General features: G+C 53.2%; 22 protein-coding genes. 5 read left to right on the top strand and 17 right to left on the bottom strand.

Annotated features, from left to right (window positions below; translation table 11 throughout):
- Window positions 1-23 precede the first annotated feature (23 nt).
- Window positions 24-740: a lysozyme inhibitor LprI family protein gene (locus AACH73_RS12315; RefSeq protein ID WP_338736113.1), complete on the top strand. Its 717-nt coding sequence runs from the start codon at window positions 24-26 to the stop codon at window positions 738-740.
- A 348-nt stretch (window positions 741-1,088) separates the two neighbouring features.
- On the top strand, window positions 1,089-2,399 hold the full coding sequence (locus AACH73_RS12310; protein ID WP_338736112.1) for a hypothetical protein: 1,311 nt from the start codon (window positions 1,089-1,091) through the stop codon (window positions 2,397-2,399).
- 430 nt (window positions 2,400-2,829) lie between these two features.
- Here AACH73_RS12310 and AACH73_RS12305 read toward each other — a convergent pair whose 3' ends face one another.
- The 7 genes from AACH73_RS12305 to AACH73_RS12275 form a co-directional block, all read right to left on the bottom strand.
- Window positions 2,830-3,381 carry an AAA family ATPase gene (locus AACH73_RS12305; protein WP_338736111.1) on the bottom strand — a complete coding sequence of 184 codons (552 nt, stop codon included), beginning with the start codon at window positions 3,379-3,381 and terminating at the stop codon, window positions 2,830-2,832.
- A 146-nt stretch (window positions 3,382-3,527) separates the two neighbouring features.
- Complete coding sequence (locus tag AACH73_RS12300; RefSeq protein ID WP_338736110.1) at window positions 3,528-4,109, bottom strand: hypothetical protein; 582 nt, start codon at window positions 4,107-4,109, stop codon at window positions 3,528-3,530.
- Complete coding sequence (locus tag AACH73_RS12295; protein WP_338736109.1) at window positions 4,090-4,647, bottom strand: hypothetical protein; 558 nt, start codon at window positions 4,645-4,647, stop codon at window positions 4,090-4,092. The genes AACH73_RS12300 and AACH73_RS12295 overlap by 20 nt, the downstream gene beginning before the upstream one ends.
- 8 nt (window positions 4,648-4,655) lie before the next feature.
- Entirely contained in the window at window positions 4,656-5,996 is a 1,341-nt protein-coding gene (locus AACH73_RS12290) for a hypothetical protein (protein ID WP_338736108.1), read from the bottom strand.
- A gap of 141 nt (window positions 5,997-6,137) precedes the next feature.
- Entirely contained in the window at window positions 6,138-7,088 is a 951-nt protein-coding gene (locus AACH73_RS12285; protein ID WP_338736107.1) for a hypothetical protein, read from the bottom strand.
- Window positions 7,089-7,377: 289 nt separating this feature from the next.
- Window positions 7,378-8,322 (bottom strand): FecR domain-containing protein, encoded by a 945-nt coding sequence (locus AACH73_RS12280; RefSeq protein ID WP_338736106.1) that lies wholly within the window; start codon window positions 8,320-8,322, stop codon window positions 7,378-7,380.
- 57 nt (window positions 8,323-8,379) lie between these two features.
- On the bottom strand, window positions 8,380-9,210 hold the full coding sequence (locus AACH73_RS12275) for a sigma-70 family RNA polymerase sigma factor (RefSeq protein ID WP_338736105.1): 831 nt from the start codon (window positions 9,208-9,210) through the stop codon (window positions 8,380-8,382).
- A gap of 78 nt (window positions 9,211-9,288) precedes the next feature.
- Between AACH73_RS12275 and AACH73_RS12270 the strand changes: the two genes are divergently transcribed.
- Window positions 9,289-9,588 (top strand): helix-turn-helix transcriptional regulator, encoded by a 300-nt coding sequence (locus AACH73_RS12270; RefSeq protein WP_338736104.1) that lies wholly within the window; start codon window positions 9,289-9,291, stop codon window positions 9,586-9,588.
- Between the two features lie 59 nt (window positions 9,589-9,647).
- On the top strand, window positions 9,648-9,929 hold the full coding sequence (locus AACH73_RS12265; RefSeq protein ID WP_338736103.1) for a helix-turn-helix transcriptional regulator: 282 nt from the start codon (window positions 9,648-9,650) through the stop codon (window positions 9,927-9,929).
- A gap of 246 nt (window positions 9,930-10,175) precedes the next feature.
- On the opposite strand, the gene AACH73_RS12260 is transcribed toward AACH73_RS12265, so the two are convergent.
- The 6 genes from AACH73_RS12260 to AACH73_RS12235 all read right to left on the bottom strand — a co-directional run bounded on the left by AACH73_RS12260 (window position 10,176) and on the right by AACH73_RS12235 (window position 16,493).
- A complete protein-coding gene (locus tag AACH73_RS12260; RefSeq protein WP_338736102.1) occupies window positions 10,176-11,936 on the bottom strand; it encodes an ABC transporter ATP-binding protein in 1,761 nt (586 codons plus the stop codon).
- A complete protein-coding gene (locus tag AACH73_RS12255) occupies window positions 11,908-12,366 on the bottom strand; it encodes a DUF2285 domain-containing protein (protein ID WP_338736101.1) in 459 nt (152 codons plus the stop codon). Before AACH73_RS12255 ends, AACH73_RS12260 begins: the two co-directional genes overlap by 29 nt.
- 658 nt (window positions 12,367-13,024) lie before the next feature.
- Window positions 13,025-13,657, bottom strand: coding sequence for an acyl-homoserine-lactone synthase (locus AACH73_RS12250; RefSeq protein ID WP_338736100.1), 633 nt, complete (start codon window positions 13,655-13,657; stop codon window positions 13,025-13,027).
- 119 nt (window positions 13,658-13,776) lie between these two features.
- Complete coding sequence (locus AACH73_RS12245) at window positions 13,777-14,523, bottom strand: LuxR family transcriptional regulator (RefSeq protein ID WP_338736099.1); 747 nt, start codon at window positions 14,521-14,523, stop codon at window positions 13,777-13,779.
- Window positions 14,524-14,914: 391 nt separating this feature from the next.
- Window positions 14,915-15,391, bottom strand: a complete 477-nt coding sequence (locus AACH73_RS12240) for a nuclear transport factor 2 family protein (RefSeq protein WP_298325540.1) — start codon at window positions 15,389-15,391, stop codon at window positions 14,915-14,917.
- Between the two features lie 10 nt (window positions 15,392-15,401).
- A complete protein-coding gene (locus tag AACH73_RS12235) occupies window positions 15,402-16,493 on the bottom strand; it encodes a serine hydrolase domain-containing protein (RefSeq protein ID WP_298325543.1) in 1,092 nt (363 codons plus the stop codon).
- 344 nt (window positions 16,494-16,837) lie between these two features.
- On the opposite strand from AACH73_RS12235, the gene AACH73_RS12230 reads away from it, so the two are divergent.
- Window positions 16,838-17,182, top strand: coding sequence for an RcnB family protein (locus AACH73_RS12230; RefSeq protein ID WP_338736098.1), 345 nt, complete (start codon window positions 16,838-16,840; stop codon window positions 17,180-17,182).
- Window positions 17,183-17,376: 194 nt separating this feature from the next.
- On the opposite strand, the gene AACH73_RS12225 is transcribed toward AACH73_RS12230, so the two are convergent.
- The 4 genes from AACH73_RS12225 to AACH73_RS12210 all read right to left on the bottom strand — a co-directional run bounded on the left by AACH73_RS12225 (window position 17,377) and on the right by AACH73_RS12210 (window position 20,956).
- Window positions 17,377-18,135: a LytTR family DNA-binding domain-containing protein gene (locus AACH73_RS12225; RefSeq protein WP_338736097.1), complete on the bottom strand. Its 759-nt coding sequence runs from the start codon at window positions 18,133-18,135 to the stop codon at window positions 17,377-17,379.
- A 594-nt stretch (window positions 18,136-18,729) separates the two neighbouring features.
- Complete coding sequence (locus tag AACH73_RS12220; RefSeq protein ID WP_338736096.1) at window positions 18,730-19,011, bottom strand: hypothetical protein; 282 nt, start codon at window positions 19,009-19,011, stop codon at window positions 18,730-18,732.
- A gap of 31 nt (window positions 19,012-19,042) precedes the next feature.
- Entirely contained in the window at window positions 19,043-20,407 is a 1,365-nt protein-coding gene (locus AACH73_RS12215; RefSeq protein WP_338736095.1) for a globin-coupled sensor protein, read from the bottom strand.
- Window positions 20,408-20,668: 261 nt separating this feature from the next.
- The gene (locus tag AACH73_RS12210) at window positions 20,669-20,956 is read right to left on the bottom strand and encodes a hypothetical protein (protein WP_338736094.1); all 288 of its coding nucleotides are present in this window, start codon (window positions 20,954-20,956) and stop codon (window positions 20,669-20,671) included.
- Window positions 20,957-20,968 lie beyond the last annotated feature (12 nt).

Genomic DNA, 20,968 nt, shown 5'->3' with positions numbered 1-20,968 from the left:
AAACTCTGCCGAGGTGATTTCAGATGTCAGCCTCTGCTCCCAACAAAAATACCGGATGCGTCTGGGCATTCTTTGGCGTGATAGCCTTGATCGCGATAATTGCCTCGTGCCGCCCCTCATCGAACGTCGGCACGTCGGATGACGCGAATTCCTCTTCGTCATTCCCGTACACATCATTTGAAGAACCCAAGACATACGTCCTCGCGGCGGCCCGTAAAAAGGCCAATCTGCGCCAGGGACCTGACACGGCACAGGTCGTTCTGAGGCAAGTGGCACCCAACGAAAATCTCAGCGTTATAGGGCGAGCCACCGGCGCTGGATCCGGATGGCTGGTTGTGAGCCTCGACGGCGGCAACGTTGGTTTTATCAAAGAAAGCCTTGTCACCTTGAAAGGGGAGGAAGAGGTTGCGCCCCGGGCCCAAACATTCCAGACCAGTTTTAACTGCACAAAAGCAACTGAAGACGCTGAAAGGTTGATTTGCAGCGATCGAGCGCTTGCCGCAAGTGATCTCACAATGGCCGAACTTTATGAGCCCCTGCGACACAGCCTGTCGGGAAACGACCGGAAACGGTTGGTGTCGGAACAACAGGCTTGGGTGTTGGAGCGAAACCGGTGCTCCGGAGAACAGGAGGCCGCCAGTTGTCTGAGTCAACAGTACCAGCTGCGCATCATTAATCTTCAGTTATTCCAACCCAGTGAGACGCAAGAGGCGACATCGCCAGCGATGGAAGACAATTAGGCACGGCGCTTCCCTTTCGCGCCCAATCCAGACATGCATCGATTAGCCATGCATTCACACTGAAAGCGGACGAAATCCACCGGTTTACCGCCACAACAAAAGATGCAACGGTGATGGAGGCAGCAACCCTTGCGAGAGGAGCGCATGCTGCGAGCGCCTTGGCGACACGCCCACACGTGGCAACGCAGCACGTCTGGCGAACCAGGCCGACGGCCGACTCTCTCATGATTCCTTGCTTTACAAGTGCACAACCGTTCTGGCATGAACTCCACCTATGAGGATGCGCTCAGGTTTCACCACGGTGTCGAGTGCTGCCGCTAAGCATATAGATTTGTTGGGGGAATCGAAATGAAAGAGGAAGTTGTTGCGGCCACCAATGCGTTGGAAGGTTTTGCGACATACATGGAATCGTTCTGGACAGATCAGCCGTACCATATTGCTCATGGGCAAAGCTGGAACATGCCTCCATTGTCTCGGTCCGACCTAGCAAATAGAAGTCGGCGCCTTTCCCAGCGATTAAAGCTGCTGTCGGACGACCAGGTTAAAGAAGAGCTGCAGCGCCAAATCGGTTCGCTGCCCGCTCAAATCTCCTTTTTTCAAACTTACACCCTACCTCAAATCCAAAATGGAAATGCGCCTCAAGTTTTAGCTAATTTTGACATGATCATGTCGAATATTGAACAAAGCTTTCCCCTTCAGAAACCGACGCCAAATTGGGAGGAAATTGAATCATCTAACCTTGTTCCAAGCAAGTTGTCAAAACGAATTCGGAACCTAGAGGCTGCCTTGTCTCGCATTGAACCTCGCGCAGGCGATCTAGAGGGTAAGATAAAAGCCATCGAAGAAGCTCACGCCGCAGCGACAGACTTGCCGACTGATTTGGAGGCCTTGAAGGAGGCACGAGAGGAAATCTCAGATCATCAAAGTTTGGCTGCAAAGGCTGCAGCCGCTGCAGAGGCCTCCAAAGAGGTAATATTAAAGGCAGAGAAAGATACACTTAATCACGCTAATGCCGCGGAACAACTCATTGCAAAAATTGATCAAGCGTACAGTGCCGCGACAACGGCAGGCCTTGCCGGTGCGTTTAAAAGACGGGCCGAGCAGCTTGGGTTCTCGACATGGGTCTGGGTTGCTTTCCTCGCATCAGCTCTAACGGCCGGCGGCATAATGGGTCATATCCGTCTACAGTCGTTCCAAGAACTGGTTTCGAAAGGTGCGGATGCTCAGTGGATCTGGTTGGAAGCGGTAATGTCAGTCCTCTCTATTGCAGCACCTGTTTGGTTCGCCTGGTTATCAACTCGGCAAATTGGCCAACGCTTCAAGCTAGCTGAAGATTACGGATTCAAAGCTGCGGTTGCGCAAGCATACGAAGGATATCGCAAAGAAGCTGTCCGGCTCGACCCTCAACTCGAAGCTCGCTTATTCGCCTCCGCGCTTGATCGGTTGGAAGAACCGCCTTCGAGATTTCTTCCTCAGGTCGACCACAACAGCCCGTACGAAGCGCTGATAGAATCCACCGGCTTCCAGCGCGCACTTGGAAAAATCCCTAGTCTCAGGGAAACAATGCAGGCCGTACTAGACAAGGTACCTATTACATCTGAAAATGATTCAAACAGCGCGAATAGGCTGTCCAGAATTACTAAAGCACAGGAAGAGTAACTTTCCAAGGCGTGCCATACAAGCAGTCTCTCAGTGTTCTTTCGGATTACGCGTGTACAATATCCCCATAGCCAACTTCAAATAATCATTAACGCGTCCGCTCTTTTTTCGTTCGACGCAAGTGCGTAAATGTCTCTTAATGGGATGGACCGTGACCACCAGAGCGAACTCAAGATTGGATAAGACAAGGGGCAACGTCGCCGAACATCGCGACGATCGGAGAGCCTACTAACGAATTTAAGGCTCCTGTAAATCCGGTGCGGTTCAATCCGACTAGCTAGAAGTCGATAGCCCAGTTAGCGGCCAACAACGCCCCAATCTCCCTTCTAATCGTATCAAAGAAGGAGCAACATCGATGGGCTGAACGAATTCAGCAAAGCCGCCACATACAATTATACCACCCACGATCAAAGCCCTGAAAATGAAAGCTTTAGGAATTGCTGTAATTTTCAGATATCCAGTTTGTGATATGTCCGGCGCCATCCTCCTTTATTCTATGCGTGCGAGACTCTAATCCGTAATCACGGATTAAGGTGTACAACGCATCATCAAAGTCTTCCCGGCTGACATCGTCAACAATTCGCGCCGGATCATTGTCAGAATTTCCAAAGAATTTATTGGTTAAAAATATTGCGTCATAGCTATTTGAATACACACGGGCAATTTCATTGATAGCATCCAATTCAATTATATCTGTTGATGATAGAAATCTGCACTTTGCATATGCCACATAATCAAGTATTGACCTATCGCTTATGGTCAATCTATTTTTAAACTGACTTCTACATTCAGCTGTGATATGCATTGAAATGATTTCGAGATGCATCAGTGGGGAAAAATCATTGGAAAGCATTAAATGACTGCCTCTCGCAATGCCAGTAACGACTCCGCAGTTTACGCTCTTCATTTTGAGGTTGAATGTGAGGCCGCTACAAATGGTGCTTTTTCCAGTTCCTTGGAACCCGCTGATGGCAATTTTCATTAACTATTTCCTATTTATTATTCTATTTACTTTTTCGTAAATGGAAATTAAACCAATTCCATTTCTTTTCAATAAGAATAGATATTCCTTACTCGACATACTATCTGCCTTGAACGACTTGCATTCAAATCCCCTATGTTCAAACATCAGAATTTTTTTGCGAGTTGCTCTGAATCGTCAACGATTACGTTGAACATGACACACCCACTATCTTTTAAATGACGGTGAACAAAATCTATCACTTCCTCAGAAACGTCAAAGTGGAAAGAATACAACCCTACACAAAAGTCATATTTGATCTCTAATGCTACGTCTTTAATCTTTCCCGCGCTACAAAGAATTACGTCAAAGCCTTTTTTGGTGCAGAAATCGACTGCCTCAGAGTCAATCTCCAATCCAAGATACGATCCAAAACTCGAATTGGTGGCTAGTGGGAATTTTCCACAACCAATTTCGATAACTTCCGGCTTCTCAAGCTCATTCAATATTTGAATAAAGCAACTTCTCATGAATGAAGCATGCAAGAATTGTGTATCAGTGCTAATCACTGACTCCCTGAAACGATTTGTTACAAATATCTGTTCAGGAGACAACAACTCTAGAGCGCACGGCAACCATAATTTGTTTAAAAATCGGACGCGACCTTTCAATTCGGCCAACTCATGCGGATTCGAACCATCATAATATAGAATATCATGGCCTATATTTTCAGGTCTTGGAATTATCATCCACTAAATCCGGATATGCTTTCTGAAACTCGCCTATAGCATGTTCCGGAGTACGGAAGCTTTGCTTGCTAATGTTTCGATTCTTGATCATATCGTTGATTTCACGACATGCGGCGTCTAAATCTGAAACATGCTTATCACATAATCCATAAGCAAATGGGTGAACCCAGTCATATAGATCTTCGCCACTAACGTTCCTCACTACGTCCTTTTTATATTCCGAGTCGTCAGGTAACCATGCAATAACGGGAATCGAATGCATACTTGCAAACATTAATTCCGCCCCCACTCCGATACCCTTTGAACGACGCAGATCGACCAAAACAACGTCTGCGATTTTAACGAGGTACAGATCACAACCATAGTTTAGATAAAAATTATTCCGGCGAATGGGTGTTTTTGCTGGATTGAGAAGCTTTATATCCGATCTAATATTTTCCTCCAAAAAAATTTCATCTTCACGGGTCCAAAAATACGAATGCGGCCGGGGATCGCTATCACCCTTCTGTATACTTCCGGATAGATATATTTTGAACATGTGCAATTTCACATTCCGAAAATTTTCAGTATCGCAGACATTACCGTCACCGTAGCAGATGATAACGTCATTACGTCTTTTACTTTCGAAAATAAATCCGATATGTTTCGTTTGCTTTTCTCATCGGGATTTTTCAGTATTTCACCTATAGCCAACAACATTTTTTCTTTTGTTGTAACCGGAATGTCATCAACTTCTTTCAGTCTTTCTAACAAGTCCTCCAAACTTGAGGCGCGCTCTGGATCTTCCGACCTCAAAGTATTAATACTATAATTCACACTATCAAGGACGTCACCGAGTGCTACTATTGACCCTGTCGCGTTAATCGATCCAGTGTTTACATTTCCCATGGTAATGCTTCCTATGTTTGTTGAGTTTCCAAACAGATCAGGGGCGAATACCGCCGCCTCTTTGATTGCAGCTCTCCGCAGTTCAGCGTGCAACCTTGTACCCGCGCTTGCCGCCATCAGGCGGGTCCTCAGAATATCATCGGGGCCAACCGCTTTAAATCCCTCTTCAACAAGGAAGGCGTAATTTGCGTGATACTCAGACGAACGAGCCATAAATTCTAATAGTATCTGCCTAATATTTTGATCTTGCTCGGAGTCGTACCAACCGAGCACCGCCCGATCAATTCCCGCAACAGCATCATCTCGGAGGCCCAACGCCAACCCTTCACGTGCCGCTAAACTGTCATCATTCGCCAAATGTTGAAAAAAATCCAAATCTTTAGCGATCCAGTCAGTACTCTTCATAAGAAGGCGATTTACCCACTTTCGAACTCCAGGCGCCCTCGATGAAAGATCATGATTTAAAATCGCAAGATTTTCAGAAGTGTATCCGGCATTCTTCCAGAGAGCCCAGACAGAATACTCAGAAACAAGGTCCCTATTACTGACGTTCATTTCTCTGAGAATGTCAACATCTGTATGATTTGTTAAAAATAGGGGTTCCGTACATTTTTCATAACCCAGAAGTAGTGACGACCACATCAATGTCAGATCGTCTTCTTTCGACAGATCCAGCTTCCGTGACAATGCCATATTGCCAATAATTTCGCGCGGGAGAAAGACTCGTGATGCGAGTTCGTACTGTATGTTGAAGTCCAACCCGGAACTCTCACATATCCGCTGAACCTCGTAATCGCTTTCGGTTTTAACAATCGCTGCAATGAGCCAACACCGATTTTCAAAGTCGGGCTCTGATCGCAGCCGGTTTTGCAGCATGCCGTTACTCATGCCGGCCATACCAATCAAAGCTATTGCCTTGTAGGTCCAACGCCTGACCAAAATGGAATTGTGTTGCGTCAGGCCAGATAGAAGACCCCTGAGCAGGGTAAGCGTACTCAACCGCCTCCCACCTTCAACATGCGCGCAAAGTCGTTGCAAAGCCCCCTTCACAACAAGAGGACTAGAAACCATCTCTAATTCATATCGAAGGAGCTTTTCGTCCTCCGTAGAAATATATACCCCCCCTGACATGGTTCAGCCTTACGCCCAATGATACGCCGAACGAGGGTCTAACGGCTCCCTCTGCAACATGTATTGCGAAAGTTCGTCATAATTCGATATGTCGTTCGGCAACCGTCCCGGCCCCATCCATCCGAACCCCGCAGCGCTTGAGCTATGCTCATCAGGCTGAAACTGCGACGGCCTCTGAAAATCCAAAATTACGAATAAATGCTTTTGACGGCTAACATTATTTTCAACAACCATACAAAATCTTGGCCGTAACTCATTATCGTAACGGGCCTTTTCTGCCAGTTCCCTCGGCATTCCCAATGCGTGAGCAACTTCTGAGATCGCATTTTCAATTATACCAAGGAGCGAATTGTAAAGTATGTCTTGATCACTCTGCAATACAACAGATCCAAATCCTATGCTTCTACTTCCTATCAATGGATCCGATTTTTGATGGATTCTGCCAGAATTATAGCTAAGTACATTTCCGCCGTCCTTGAAGAGAACAAAACTATGCACAGGGATGACATTGGACGTCTTTTCCGCTTGTCTGCCTTGCATATATTTATATCTCCCATGACCTAGCAAATCATAAAGCTCTTCTAACGCTATGTATCCCCCTGATTCTTCTAATGGAGGCAAATCAGACGGCTCCAACACCAATACAGCATCTCGCTTGAGCTCTTTGCGACGCTGGGGCGCGATGTATATCTTCTTGTGCTGACTCGATATTTCTGTATCGGCTTGAAACCGCTTCAAAAAAAAGCGTCCTGGTGCCGTTCGAAAAAACTGCGTCGTCTCAGGATAATTTAATATATCTACCGCAAGCCTTGCGTGCAGTGTCTTGTGCGGCGTTACTCCGAAAATATGACTTGGCGCGATACCTGCCATAAACGCATAATCCATGATCTCGCGCGCACTCAACGGCATCCGTTGAATAGTTATAACTTCTTCAGCAAGGTCGAGGTACGCGTTTGTCATTTTTCTCTGGTCGGCTCTTATTTCAGACAACTCGTTTCGACCGACAATGAGAAGACATCGCCATTTTGTCGAATCTTTTTGCCTTCAACGCTACACCATGAATGGTTGAGCGCAAGTCCGGTCTGTGGCTAGCATTATCTACGATGCCACTGCGACCGCTTTTTGACACTATAAATTGGTGCGAATGTCTCTTTCGGGCCAACTCCGGAAGTCAAGGCGTTGACATGTTGAAATCACTTCATCGTCTGCGACCCCGGTATTTACAGCTACCTTCGGCACTTCTCTGCCGTCATTTCGACAGCAATCTCGATCCATCGTTGGCGACCGTCACATGGATCGAAAAGCTCGATTGCAGATTTTCCAAAAAATCCGCCGGATCACGCGTGCTGAAGCGCCCGCCGATCCTCAGACCCGCCAAGTCCGGGTCAACAATGACGATGGGGCGCGGCAGATAGCGATTGTATTCTTCGACGGCCACGCCGAGGGTCTGGCCGTTGAACACGACGGCGTCTTGACGCCAGGCCGTTGTAAAATCGAGATCGCTGTTACTGATCGCTCTTACGCGAGTCTCCGCACCGCTCGCGAGGGCCCCCTGTCCTACTACAAGCTTTTGGACGTCGGAGTCGCCGTCGATCGTGCAGTCGCCTTTGACGACGGTGACTTCCAGCGCTGATGCGCGCAGCCGGACATTCACATCCGCAGCCGTCATGAGAATCGCCCTGCCGGCAGCGGTCACCTTGCACGGCTTGACGCTGGGCGGCACAACGACACCCAGCTCCCCTTGCTCTAACCAGACCTGACTGCCCTCACGACCCGTCTTCCAAGCGATGTGCGTGTTGGTGTTGAGTTCAAGACGAACACCATCCGATAGGGTCAGGCTCCGCCGCTCCCCGACACGAGTTGAGGCTTCAGCCCGGCTCTGGGTCAAAACCCACGCGCCGCTTCCCGCTGCGACAACCAATGCACCGGCGCCGGCTTGCAGCCAACGGCGGCGCGTCAATGTGCGCCGAGGTTGCAGGTCGGGATCCTGGCTGAGATCACAGTCCTTGAGCTCGTCTATCGAGTCCGCCGTATCGAGAATACGAGCGTAGGCGACAGCGTGGTGCGGGTTGGCGTCCCGCCATGCTTCGAAGGCGCTTAGGTCAACCGTTCCAGCTTCCAAACGGGCATGCCAAAGGGCGGCCTCCTCCATCAGGGCCGTCCAATCGGTCGGCTCGGGATCATCTACGGACACGGTGCCCTCCGCCCAGCTGACGTGAGGCCAGACACTACGAAAAAATACATACAGCGTCTATTCGCTCGCTGCCGTGTCCCGCCGCGCCAGACCGCTTTTCAACGGCGGTGGCTCCTGATCGGCCAGACGTGCCGCGACAATCGCCATGCCCTTGGCGAGATGCTTTTCGACCATGGACACGCTGATACCGAGCTCTTTGGCTATGGCCGGTGGCCGCATTTCCTTCAGGCGACGCATTTTCATGACTTTCCGGCACTGAGGTGGCAGGCTCTCAATCGCCTCCAGGACGATGCGTCGGCGTTCCTTGGCGGACAGGATTTCGTGTGCGTCCGGGCCGATATCGGCGTGGTCGAAGGTTTCCATGTTGGCCACCAGTTCAATCGACACGATCTTTGAACGCTGGAACAGGCTTGCGGCCACGTTTCGAATGGCGCGTAGGGCGTAGCTTTTCGGATGGGTGATCGCCCGCCATTTATCGGCCGTGACGAAGTCCGCATAGATGTCGTGGAGGATTTCGCGGGCGGTCTCGGTACTTCCCGTCATGCGCCTCCCGACAGACAGGAACAGGCCCTCATGCGGAAACAGGTTTGCCGAAAACCACGTATCCATCTCACGGCGGGGTGGTCGGTTTGGGCCGGGCGTATTCTTGTCCTTTCCAAACCCCATGTAGAAGTATCGCTCGGGTACGTCGAGCGCCTCTGCACAGAGGAGCAACTCGCGATTGCCAATACGGGCACGCCCCTCTTCAATATCCCGTAGTTGATTGGCAGAGATGCCCAGATGTCCTGCCAGCCAGTCTTCTGACATCTGCACCAGTTCGCGACGAACACGGAGTCGCAAGCCGACGTGCGCATCAACCTCATTCAGTGGAACAACTTCGTCTTCCATAAAGAAAACAACCCCCTGAGCGCATTTCATACACTCGATTGTATAGCGTGAAGCGGCAACAAAATTCCTTCTGAGGGCATGGATGTTGAAGCTCTCGTCGGATTGAATGTTGCCCGTTTAAGGACGGAGAGAGGGCTTTCGCAGCTTGAACTCGCACTGCGCTGCGAAATCCTTACGCAGGGATACATCAGCAAACTCGAGTCTGGAAAACGCAACCCAACTGTTGTCATCCAGTATTTGCTGGCGGAAGCGCTTGGCGTCGAAGTCGGCGCGCTCTTCTCTCGGGAAAATGTTCCCGCAACCATTCTGGCAGGACCGGTGATCATTCGAAGCACCCGGTCGAAGAAGGCGTTTGTCGATACCAAACTCAATCGTTAGGCGTGAATATATACTCGATTGTATAGTCAATCAACGACATTTCCGGTTGCTCAATCGGTATGGACGTGCAGGCGCTGATTGGGTGGAATGTTTCCAGATTGAGAAAGAAAGCTGAGCTTTCTCAAGAGGAACTTGCACTGCGCGTAGAGGTCGTCGCTCAAACTTACATCAGCAATCTCGAAGCCGGTAGATGCAACCCCACGGCCGTGACCCTATACCTGATCGCGAGAGCGCTGAGCGTGGACATCAGTGAGCTTTTCGCAACCGATGGGGTCCCTCGCACTCTGACTGAGGGGCCGGTCAAAATACGCAGCGGTCGGTCAGGCAAGAAGACCATCTAAGACGCTGTGAATCCCGGCGATAGCCGCGTCAGGGACTTAGGCCGAAGGCTGGAGACCCGACGGGGCTCCATTCACGACAGGCCCGGTTCGCGCGGACGCGCGAAGACGCCCTTCCTTCCCCTGACGGGCGTTTACTCTCTGCGATTTTCAGCACGTGCCTCTGACATTGCACCTTTCCCAGCCTTGTCGCCTCTTCGCTAGGTAACTCTCACCCGCTTCCCCCCGCCGCTTAGCATGACCCCCCCCTCACTCCGACGCTTGCGCCCAGAGTTCGACATAGGCGGGTACGGTCTCCATGAGTTCGACATGACGTCCGCACGCTTCCAACCGGCCCGCCTTCATGAACAGGACACAATCCGCTGTTTGTGCCAGCGATAGACGGTGCGTGACCATCACCACCGTTGTGCGCCCTTCAAAGCTTCGTCGCAGGTCTGACAGGATGCGCGCTTCACTCATGGGATCCAGCGCAGAGGTGCTTTCATCGAGGATCAGGACGGGAACCTTTATGCCTGTGACACGCGCCAATTCCAGCTTCTGGATCTGACCGCCGGACAGACGCTCACCCAGTTCACCTACGGGGGTGGTGAGATCCATCTCACGCCCGGCCTCATAGAAGCGCCACTGCGCCAGCAGGGCCGCCAGATCGGCTTCGGTGGTGGTGGTCGGCGGATAGAGGGCATTGTCGCGCAAGGTACGATTTAAGAAGGTGATGAACTGGGGGACGTAGAGGACGTGGCGAAAGCGGGCATGGACGTCCACCTGCGCCAGATCGACCCCGCCGATTACCACCTGCCCTTGGGCGGGTGAAAACACCCCGGCCATGATCTGCGCCAGAGTCGATTTTCCCGAGCCGTTCGGCCCGACGATCACGGCAAAGGCCCCGGCCGGGATATTGACCGACACGCTTTCGACGCCTGCGGTCGTGCCCGCGTAGCGAAAGGACACGTCCCGCAGTCCGACCACTGCCGCGCCTGACCGAACGGGGCCAGTGTCAACGCGCTCGGCCTCACCGCGACATAAGCCCAACACATCCCGAATATTCGCGATCGCCCCGGCCGACTGGCTCAGCAGAAACCCGATCCCGCTCAAGGGCAGGGCCAGACGCAGGGCATAGGTTTCCAGCATGATGAAGGCCCCCACGCTCAGGCGTCCCGCCCCCACATCGCCCGCCCCGGCCACCAGGAGCCCTACGAGGCCAAGGCTCAGCCATCCGTATTGCGCGAGCGCGGTTTGGACGAGCGAGTGCATCATCTTGCTGTTGGCGACCGCCTTCTGGCCGATGCCGGCCCGAATCCCCCCCACCTCGGACGTCAGGGTGCCGTTGAGGACAATACGACGGGCATTGCGCAGCACATCGCCCAGCCCTTGCGAAACGGCGGCGGCACCCAGATTGGCGAGATGGGCGTGCGAGCGATGGCGAACCGCGCCCCACCATGACAAGACCGCATATCCGGCCAGCGTGACAAACAGGCCGACGGCATAAGAGGCCGGGATCAGGCCCGCAATCACCCACACACTGGCCAGAATTTGCAGGGCCAGCGGCAGGCTGCGCCAGATCAGACCATCGACGACGACCAGCAGACTGAACGGCAACCGCTCGATGAGGCCGAGGGTGCGACCACTGTCCCCGTCGCGGCTGGCCGCTACGCGCGGCAATTCACCGGCCAGCGCGGCGGCGGCCAGATCAGCGCTCAGGGTGTCAATCACCCGGGTCGAGTAGAGGAGACGTCCGGTCGAGAGAAGGCTGCCGCCCGCCCAAGCGCCGACGAAGACCAGTGCCAGCCCGAGGGTTATCGGGGATGACACGGGAGGGTGGCTCAGGGCATCAATAAGGGATTTAAGGGCCAGGGGACCTATGACGCCCAGAGCCACGGCCACCCCTTCAAGGATCAGGCCGATGATCAGATCGCGACGCACGCCCGGACCCAGGGCATGGAGACGGCGCACCAATGCCCAAACGACACCTAGGTCCGACATTTCAGCGTAAGAGGGAGGTGTAGCCGCCATCGACCATTTTCCTTGCATAGATCAGGAGCCGGCGCACCTGGGAGTGGAGATAGTCAGATCGGCCGTTCCATTCTTCGCGGACGCGTTTTTCACCAAAGAGGGCCGCGCCGATCTCGCGATGACTGGCGCCGGCGCACATGCCGTCATAGGCCTGAAGGGCGCGTGCCCATTTGACAGTACCGGTCTCGGGCGGAAACAGGGCCCGGGGGAAGCGCCCGAGACGGTGCAGCGCATCCAGCCGGGCAAGGGTTTTCAGCTTCGAAGAAAACGTCCGAAACCCCGTGACGTCGAAATGCAGGAGCACCGGCCCTTCCGTCAGGGTGCCCTGTGTGACGTCGAGTTGGACCTGCCCGGCCTCGTCGGCGAGGATCAGCCATTCATGGCCGAAGCCATCGCGGAGCAGATCGCGCTTTGCCGCAAACCGGCTCATGTCAAACGCACCGACGGTAGAGCGGGATACCCGTTCGGCCTGAACCTGAACGATGGAGGCATCGAGGTCCGGGGCCCAGAAGAGCCATTCGTGCTGCGGCGTGTCGGGCGCCCGCTCAGCATGAACAAATACCCCATGGCAAAAAGGTCATTCAAATCTCCCCGCAGGAGGGTGTGCGCCCCCTGCCCTTGCGTTGCCCAGTGATCGCCCATCGCCCACGAGGCCATGGCCTGCAGACCGGGTTTGCGCTGCAGCCACAGCCAGGCCCAGCGACGTTTGTCATAAGAGAGATACGGCTGATACGCTGCCGTATCTCTCCAGGCCTCACCCGATAGGGTGAGGCTGCCCACATGTCCGTTTTTCATCGGCACGCTCCCCGCGAGCCTTCTGCTCGCGACACAGATTGCCCCTCGCGGGACAAAGCGGAGATCGCTATTCGGCCTGGCCTTGCGGCTCATCATCCACACTGGGCGGCGGTCTCCCAAAGGTCTCCCGGCGACTAACAAAGGCTCTGAGACAACAGACGAAGGCCTCGTCCAGAAGGTCCGCACAATCGGTCAGGCCCGCTTGGCGCATATCGGCTCGCAGACGCCCCAGACTGTCGATGCCTCGCGAAAGCGCCTGATCGAGCCCGTCCTCCCCCGCGTTCCCACGACGCTCAGGCGACATGGTCTCGAAAGGGCCGAGCGTCAGAGATCAAAAGATTGCGAAGGCCTGTAGCCAGATAGGCCTGATCACGCTGCCACGGTCGGATCGGGATGGTGGCGGCCTGTATGCGGTCGTGTGCCCCAATGGCGCGGGGCGACCCTAATCGCTCAAGGGTGAGCCCTGCGCGCTCGAAGACTGAGCGCAGGATCAGGGTCGGCATTAGCCCGATGATCTGATCGACGCCGTGCGCGAGACCAAACTCGATATAGCCGACCGCCAGAGACTGGCAGATGAGACGTCGCGTCTCAGCCGGCAAGCGACGGTCAATGCAAAAGCGGGTCCCTTCCCACACTCGGGGTGCCGTAAAGATCGACTTGTCCTCGACCAGATCCGGGAAGTGATCGGCGAGCATACAGCCCAACGCAATGGGCGTAAGACGGCTGCATCCGAGGACCGTTCGTCCGTCCTGGGTGAAGACGAGATAGTGCGCGGCCAGAGAGTCGTATTCATCGAACTCCATGCCGTCGATCGATTTGACGTCGTAGCTCTGGCGATCGATGAACTCGCGATGGCGCAACTGAAACTGGCTGAAAAACAGATCGCTGCGCGTGGATATTTCTTTGTAGGAAATGAGCTTTAGCATCCCCAAACCCTCCTTTTACGGATGGTTAATAGTTATCCACAGCCCTCCACCGGTTACCACTAGGGATATTCCCAGGGTTTTGCAGAAATGACAAAATTGCTCGTTCTTCAGCGCCCACTTCAAAGCTCGATATACCCACCCATCAGCCCCTTCATCGCTGCCGCGGTGCGGTTATTGACGCCGAACTTGCGGAAGATGTTCTGCACATGGAAATCGACCGATCCGGCCTTGATGCTCAGGCGATCAGCGATAATTTCGTTCGACAGACCGTGAGCTAGGCGGAACAGAACCTCTTGTTCAGCGCGGGTGAGTGAGACGGCGGCGGGGGAAAGCCTCAGTCCCGGGGGCACCAGGCGCTTATAGACGGCGTAAAAGTGATGGCAGTAGGCGGCAAGCAAATCGAGGTTTTCCATCGGTCTGGTCTTTCTGACAGAGGTCGCCAGGGCGACGCCGCCCCTCAGGGTCTTCGGGCCGGGGAACGGCACCCCAATGCCGTTGTATAATCCGCCCTCTTCGGCCTCGCGCAGGAAATGCCGCTGACGACGCGTGAGTTCCGCCTCGTGCTCGATATCCGTCCACCGAAAGGGGCGCACGGAACCCACCGCCCATTTGACAACGGGATCGATGCGCGCCAGGCCGTTATGGGCATAGTAGTCCTGCCAGACCGCGGGATAGGTGCTGATGAGCCCGAAGCCCTGCGCCGATGCGTCGAGATCCAGGTCGCGCAGGACCGAGAAATTCACCCGGTCGAATCCGAGATGGGCCATGGCCTCAATGAATACCTCGAACAAACGCTCTACGGTTCGGACGCGGCTCGTGTCGTCGATAAACTGTTCAAAGGAATACTGACCGTTTGCATAAAGCATAACCGTCTCCGTAGCCATTGGATGTCCAACGCAACTGGCCAGAGTGGCTTGTTCGGTCTCCCACGCCCGGCACACTACCGGCGGTACTGACGCAAGGGTACGCGCTTTAATTGAAAATGCGAAGCGTCTTCAGAAATGACCGCGAGGATTGCACGGCCGGTGCGGCATTCACGCTACAGGTTCATATCCTGTGACGATGAGGTAGCCTCTACAGGCTGCAGACCGTTTCGGTTTGTTCGTCGATTCTGTACGCGATGCACGGTTTGCCGCGCGCGGTTCATCTCCGCCTGCATACGAGTACAGGCGCCGCGGCGGGCCCCTTTTATGCAACGGTCTGCGTGATGGGGTGGCCTCTCTTCGGGTAAATCAGGTGAGCGTTCTCACGCCCCGGTTACCGGTCAGCGGCTTTCGTTTGTTCTGCGGCCGTCGCGGCGCGATGGCCATAGCTGAGGACGCTGGTGATTTGCCATGCCCCATCCCGCTTCGCCCAGACCATCACGAACTTGGCTATGCCCTCACATTGACCGGTGGCCATCTGGCAAAACCGATGCTCCCCTTCCTCGATCGCGCCATAGTCTTTGATGGGATAGACGTGGAAGCCTTCTGTTATCAGCTCCCGCTTCACCTTGCCGCATATGTATTTGCGAACCCCGTCTACCACGGCGTCGCGGTCAAACGTCGCCCCGCCCGTATCATGATAAAAGGCAACCTTGGGATCAAAATAGGCTGAGAAGGTCTCGAGGTCACAGCGGTTATAGGCGTCGAACACTTTCGCATCGAGCGCGCGGATTTCAGTGGTTAGCGGATCACTGGGCAGATCGGCGGGGGTCGCCAGTAAAGCCGCAGCGATGGCAATTGCAGTCGTCATAATGAGAGTCCTATCCGTTCATTTGACCGCGCAGAAAGTCGATCAGTTTAGGATTGCTGCGCGTGCGCTCAAGAAGCGGCAGAATAATGCGCCACCCATTATCGCTATTGGTAAGGATGACAATCCCGTTCCCACTGGCACGATCAATGGCGGCAAAGGTAAATGCGCCCGCATCCTTACCCGTATGCAACAGGGTCGTACCGCCGGGAAACCCGAGGAGTTGCCACCCCAGGCCGAAGCCGATCCACGGCGGACAGGTGGCCGCTTTCGCACCGCCACACGTCTGGGGATACAGATCCGCCTGAGACCGGCTGCGTTCAGTGGCAACCGCCGAGGACAGGCCCTTGTCTTGCCATACAGCGATAAGAAAGCGCGCATAATCGCTGGCGGTGGCGTGGGCCAGATCAGCAGCGTTGTAATGGGTGACGGGTTCAACCGGTATGGTCCTGCCCATGTCATCATAAGGCGTGGCGACCGGGCCTGACACCCCCTGTGTAGATACATATCCCGACGAACGCATGTGGGCTGGCATAAAGAGCCAGCGTTGGGCCAGGGCTTCGAATGACTGCCCCGTCCGATGCTCAGCATAGCGTGCCGCATACTGGTAGCCTTCGCCAGAATAGCCCGTCGCCGTCCCCGGGTCGTGATCAAAGGCAAGGCCCTTGGCATCGCGCCAGTTCGGTAATCCGGTGCGATGGCTCAACGCCATGCGAACCGTGAGGCTCTTCCTTCGAGGGTCGCTCGATAAATCGGGATCGCTCCAGTACGCATCCATCGGCTCATCCAGCGAGAGTTTGCCCGCCGATACGAGTCGCAGGATGATCTCTGCGGTCAGGGGCTTGGTCAGCGAAGCCAGATTGTAGCGTGTGGCAACGGTCGCCGCATGGTTAGGTCCCGCCATACCCCACGCCTCTGCCGCGACCATGCGACCATTACGGATCAGCGCGAGCGATGCACTCTCCACACGGTGTTCGCGTAACGTCTGGGTCATATCCGGTAAAGCGACGCGCGGTCCGGCTTTCGCCAGAGAGGCATGTGCCAATGCACAGACGGCGCCGCACAGAACCGTTCGTTTTGATAACGCAGCAACTTTATCTTTCATACCTTACACCTACGCAGATTCTGGCGTGCTCACAGTTCCGATCGAGCCATCCGGCTAGCCAAGCGTCGAATGACGCCCGTCCGACATAGTCGAAAACCTCGCCCCGGGGCTCGGGTCTGTCAGGAAATTCGGGTGCGGGCGTCCGGTTGTCCTATCGCCATTGGGCCACCAATAAGGCGCTCAAATGAGAAATGTCGGTTTTTATACCTGGTGGCGAGATTACGACAGCATTTCACCATCATTACATAAACAACACACTGATACCTTTAATCATTCATGTAGAGTTCAGCGCACGACACGCATTCTGGGGAGGTCGAAAAGACCTAACCAAAAGGAGCCCCGTTATGAAACGCATCGTATCCGCTTCCATCCTGCTGGTGATGGCAGCCTCGCTGGCCACCGCCAATATGGCTGTCGCTCAGCCGCAACACAACGACAGCCTTTCACAGGCTGCCCGCAAGGACGACCGTAGTGACCGCGATAATCGCGGCTGGCACACGAAGTCCGATTTCCGGAAAGGGGGACACGTCGCCTACATCGACTGGCAGCGTGGTCGCGCAGTCGATTACCGCAAAGTCCGGGGCCTGTCGAAGCCGCCCAAGGGCTACGAATGGCGCAAGGTTGATAACCGCTATGTTTTGGCTTCGGGCGCGACCGGTATCATCACCGCGATTATCCTGAGCCGCTAGGGTCCACCGACCCCAAAACAAGACGGCGCTCTTTCAGGGAGCGCCATTTTTGTTGAACTGCTCCCCCGAAAATCGAGGCCATTTAAGACTGGAGTTTTCCAGAAAGTAAGTGATAGGGTTGTCTAACCGCAAGGCTGAGGTCAAGTGCTGACCCGTGGTTGCGTCGCGGGTATTGAGAGCTGAATACATGCCCGTTATTTACACTCAACTGTGTTGTCAGGGCGCGCGAGTCTTTTTACGCGGTCCACGTTGCTTCTTGATACGGGTACTTGGACACCCGAAGCTAGCTTAACTTTCAAATTGCGGCCATCGCTTTCAACGCTATGGATAGCTGAATAGGATACCCAATGGCTTCTGTGGGTACGCAGTCCGAGATTCACTGGAACTTGCGACAGAACCATTTTCATGGTGGCTGCCTCAAAATAATTTGAATTGCCTGTATGAACTCTGACGTAGTTACCCTCGGCACTTATATGCTGAATGGAGGTAAGCGGTATCTTTGAGTTGCCAACCACGACTGTTCTATTTTCATAGCTACTATTTTGCACCGGAGAAACATTTTCTTCATATTCGGCCGTTTCGTCGGTCTCGACGACTTCATCGATGGGTTTTAGAGCCAAAAAATTGTCCTGGGAGCGTATTTCGAAAAGAATTTTTGGGATAATAACAGACCACAAAAAAATGCTCACATGTACAATTATAACAATGTAGAAAACATATATAAATACACTTGATGTGCTAAAAATATTTATTGATCTATTTTGAAAAGTCACCAAACAATATGTAGTCCACAGGCTCGCAAAAGCGCCCGTCAGATCAAAAATGATTGACGGAACTCTGCGAAAAATCTTACCGGCGACCGTCCAAGACAGCGCTATAAGCGTCATCCATGCTACAGACAGTCCGACAACGCTGGATAAGAAGTAGATGGCCACCCGTAGCCAAAGGGGCATGCCTTGTGTCCAGGGTTGTTGGTTCATCGCTACGGTTATCAGCGATAACGCCGAATAGGTAAGGAGTATCCACGGGTGAAGAAATACGGATGTCACTTCCTGCCGTGACAGACTAACGGTCCTGCCGGTGATCAGGACAACGTCAAACCTACTCGACTGATTTGGTGTCTGCATCTTATGGCCAATTCTGAAAAAAGTCGCGATACAACAATTTGTCAAATACCGCTGATATCTCACCCCACAAGGCCATGCAACAAAATGACTTTTCCGGCGCCGAGAGACTCTGCAACAGGCAGGTCTTCGCTAGAAAAACCTGCGCGTTGGCGGAATTCGCGCAGAACCTATCATTGGGCCAAGTGGAAAACATTGGGTGCCCCTATTATGTCTGTTTATTGAGGTCATTGGGTCCCAGCTAAGACATCGACATAACCCGGAGCGCCATAGTACGGGACGCCCGCGTGGACGCGGCTTTAAATCTACGCAACTGCCACACCTCGCTGGCAAAGGTTCCTTCGTATCGATCCGGAAACCTCTCGAATAAACCAGCAACCTCACGTATAAAATAAATAATAAATGAGTAATTACATAATGTTGTCAGCCCGCCCAGTGCGCATTGTATAAATGCCATTCCGCCAGTCGAATAGTTTGCGCGGCTTCGCCTTCATCGAACGACCCATCGGCCGCATAGATCCTCTCCAACCCCTCAGCGAGAGCCTCTGATCCGATTGCTTCAAAAATGGCTCGGCGCTTCTCATCTGTTAGAAGGGAAACACTGTATTCTAGGCAGTAGGGATCAACAACTTCGCGCAAGGGATAACGGCCAAGAGGCTCAACCGTCTGGTCGATAATGCAGTCGTCTAGAAGTATGAAGGTCACACGCCTCGCCTCCTCGCTTACTACCGCGTAACTACGCGCGCACCTTGCGCAGAAATCTGTCCACCTCTTCCCGAAGCGCGGTGCTCGTAACGATTAGGTATGAAGAAGCCGACTGTAGCTCCTTTGCTGAGCCGAAAACCTCCTCGTTTGCGTTCGCGACGTCACCAATTTGGGTGACGACCTCTTGAGTGCCTGCCGCTGACTTTTGAATGTTTGCCGTGATATCACGTGTTGCGGCCCCCTGCTCCTCAACCGCTGCCGCGATTGCAGTGGCGATTCCGTCAAGGCCTCCAATTAGAGCGGATATCCGCTTCATGGCAGTCACTGCGGCCACCGTTGATTCCTGAATGCCATTGACCTGTTCCGAAATCGTGGAGGTCGCGATTGCGGTCTGATTGGCAAGCTGTTTGACCTCAGACGCCACCACTGCGAAGCCTTTCCCAGCGTCCCCCGCTCTTGCCGCCTCTATGGTCGCATTTAACGCAAGCAAATTGGTTTTAGCGGCAATATTGTTGATAAGAGCCACCACGTCGCCGATTTTTTGTGCCGCAATTGACAGGTCTTCAATTTGAGACGACGTGCGATCGGCGTCCAACTTCGCGTTATTTGTTGCTGTGGATGCATCAGCGGCTTGTCTTGCAATCTCGCCTATAGCACCTGACAATTCCTCTGTAGATATGGCGATTGTGTTCACGCTATGAGATGTATTTTTTGATGTGCCAACAACATCACGAACACGATTTGCGGCCTTACTAGCATGCTCTTCAATCGCATCAGATGACTTGCTAATTTTATCGGCAGACTCCATAACACGATTGCTCATAGCGGCCACGGATTGTTCGAAGTCCAGAGCAATCTTGGCAAGCATATCGCGACGGTCACTTTCACCGGAGGCGATGTATACACCTATCGCGAAATTCATATCCATCATCACCACCCTGGTGATTGCGCTGGATAGAGCCTGCCTCTGCACTGCATTTAACTTATCCCGCTTCCAGGGTAGCGGGTTTGTCTCATTGATACCGCTGATAAGGTTGGTCAAAAGAAAACTGTACCCGCCAATGTACCATTTCGGCTGTAGTCCTATTTTATTGTGAACGTCTCCAATTTTATTCACAGAACCAAAATAGGTATCGCTGAATTTTCCATCAGTTATGATTTCCCAATGTTCAATCTGTTTTAGTTTTGCGTGAGCTATATGTTCATCAGAATTGAAGAAGGATCTAATTTCCGCAAATTTTTTCACATGATCGTAGAATTCATCTAGAACCGTAGGAAGCATGTGCATGATATAAGATTTGTGCTCTCGAAGAACTTCTCCAACACCTGAGGAGATTTCAAAAAACGCCAGCTCAATAGCAACTGCCCTGGCATCGAATTTTGTTGCCTCACTCATGAAAATTCTCCTGTCGATTTTTTTCTGTCGGGTTCGACTCACTTTTCAGGAGATTGATCTCAGTAGCTCGCCTTCTAAGCCATCTTAATATTTCAAACTGAACCAGAAATTGGCTGAGCGGCACATCGAGCCATTCATCCTTGACGATCTGGAGGTAAGAACTGATGAGCGCGAAGGATTTTCGCTCACTGACCGTTCTATTTTTGCTGGGACCAGCTCGTCCGGGGTGAATGGGCAGACGCTGGATGCGCCTCGCACCACTCAGCCCAATGACAAGGTCGGTTTGATTTTGGCGAACCCGAAGAACGGTTGATGAACATTGGCGCGTTCCACCGCGTCGGGGCGTTGTGCATTTGCAACAAGTCGGCTGATGGTTGCTCTGTTGCTGATTCCGGTCGCTCGTGGAGGGGCATTCCAGAAGTTCATGGATGCCATTTCCAAATCTTTCTGGGCGCGATTTCCAGTGGTCGTGGAGGGCGACGGCGTGACGATGTGCGCCGCCGCCAGGTTTACGAAAAGTTCCGTCTTGACTATTCCTGACAGTCCCATTCCTGAGTTCCG

Source organism: Asticcacaulis sp. DW145, from assembly GCF_037101385.1.
Classification (GTDB): domain Bacteria; phylum Pseudomonadota; class Alphaproteobacteria; order Caulobacterales; family Caulobacteraceae; genus Asticcacaulis; species Asticcacaulis currens.
This window is presented reverse-complemented; position numbering and strand designations above follow the sequence as displayed.

Excerpts from the sequence above, each read along its gene's own strand:
- AACH73_RS12315 (WP_338736113.1), top strand. The coding sequence starts at position 24 with ATGTCAGCCTCTGCTCCCAACAAAAATACCGGATGCGTCTGGGCATTC.
- AACH73_RS12310 (WP_338736112.1), top strand. The coding sequence starts at position 1,089 with ATGAAAGAGGAAGTTGTTGCGGCCACCAATGCGTTGGAAGGTTTTGCG.
- AACH73_RS12305 (WP_338736111.1), bottom strand. The coding sequence starts at position 3,381 with ATGAAAATTGCCATCAGCGGGTTCCAAGGAACTGGAAAAAGCACCATT.
- AACH73_RS12300 (WP_338736110.1), bottom strand. The coding sequence starts at position 4,109 with ATGATAATTCCAAGACCTGAAAATATAGGCCATGATATTCTATATTAT.
- AACH73_RS12295 (WP_338736109.1), bottom strand. The coding sequence starts at position 4,647 with ATGTTCAAAATATATCTATCCGGAAGTATACAGAAGGGTGATAGCGAT.
- AACH73_RS12285 (WP_338736107.1), bottom strand. The coding sequence starts at position 7,088 with ATGACAAACGCGTACCTCGACCTTGCTGAAGAAGTTATAACTATTCAA.
- AACH73_RS12275 (WP_338736105.1), bottom strand. The coding sequence starts at position 9,210 with ATGGAAGACGAAGTTGTTCCACTGAATGAGGTTGATGCGCACGTCGGC.
- AACH73_RS12270 (WP_338736104.1), top strand. The coding sequence starts at position 9,289 with ATGGATGTTGAAGCTCTCGTCGGATTGAATGTTGCCCGTTTAAGGACG.
- AACH73_RS12265 (WP_338736103.1), top strand. The coding sequence starts at position 9,648 with ATGGACGTGCAGGCGCTGATTGGGTGGAATGTTTCCAGATTGAGAAAG.
- AACH73_RS12260 (WP_338736102.1), bottom strand. The coding sequence starts at position 11,936 with ATGGCGGCTACACCTCCCTCTTACGCTGAAATGTCGGACCTAGGTGTC.
- AACH73_RS12255 (WP_338736101.1), bottom strand. The coding sequence starts at position 12,366 with ATGAGCCGGTTTGCGGCAAAGCGCGATCTGCTCCGCGATGGCTTCGGC.
- AACH73_RS12250 (WP_338736100.1), bottom strand. The coding sequence starts at position 13,657 with ATGCTAAAGCTCATTTCCTACAAAGAAATATCCACGCGCAGCGATCTG.
- AACH73_RS12245 (WP_338736099.1), bottom strand. The coding sequence starts at position 14,523 with ATGCTTTATGCAAACGGTCAGTATTCCTTTGAACAGTTTATCGACGAC.
- AACH73_RS12240 (WP_298325540.1), bottom strand. The coding sequence starts at position 15,391 with ATGACGACTGCAATTGCCATCGCTGCGGCTTTACTGGCGACCCCCGCC.
- AACH73_RS12235 (WP_298325543.1), bottom strand. The coding sequence starts at position 16,493 with ATGAAAGATAAAGTTGCTGCGTTATCAAAACGAACGGTTCTGTGCGGC.
- AACH73_RS12230 (WP_338736098.1), top strand. The coding sequence starts at position 16,838 with ATGAAACGCATCGTATCCGCTTCCATCCTGCTGGTGATGGCAGCCTCG.
- AACH73_RS12225 (WP_338736097.1), bottom strand. The coding sequence starts at position 18,135 with ATGCCCCTTTGGCTACGGGTGGCCATCTACTTCTTATCCAGCGTTGTC.
- AACH73_RS12215 (WP_338736095.1), bottom strand. The coding sequence starts at position 20,407 with ATGAGTGAGGCAACAAAATTCGATGCCAGGGCAGTTGCTATTGAGCTG.
- AACH73_RS12210 (WP_338736094.1), bottom strand. The coding sequence starts at position 20,956 with ATGGGACTGTCAGGAATAGTCAAGACGGAACTTTTCGTAAACCTGGCG.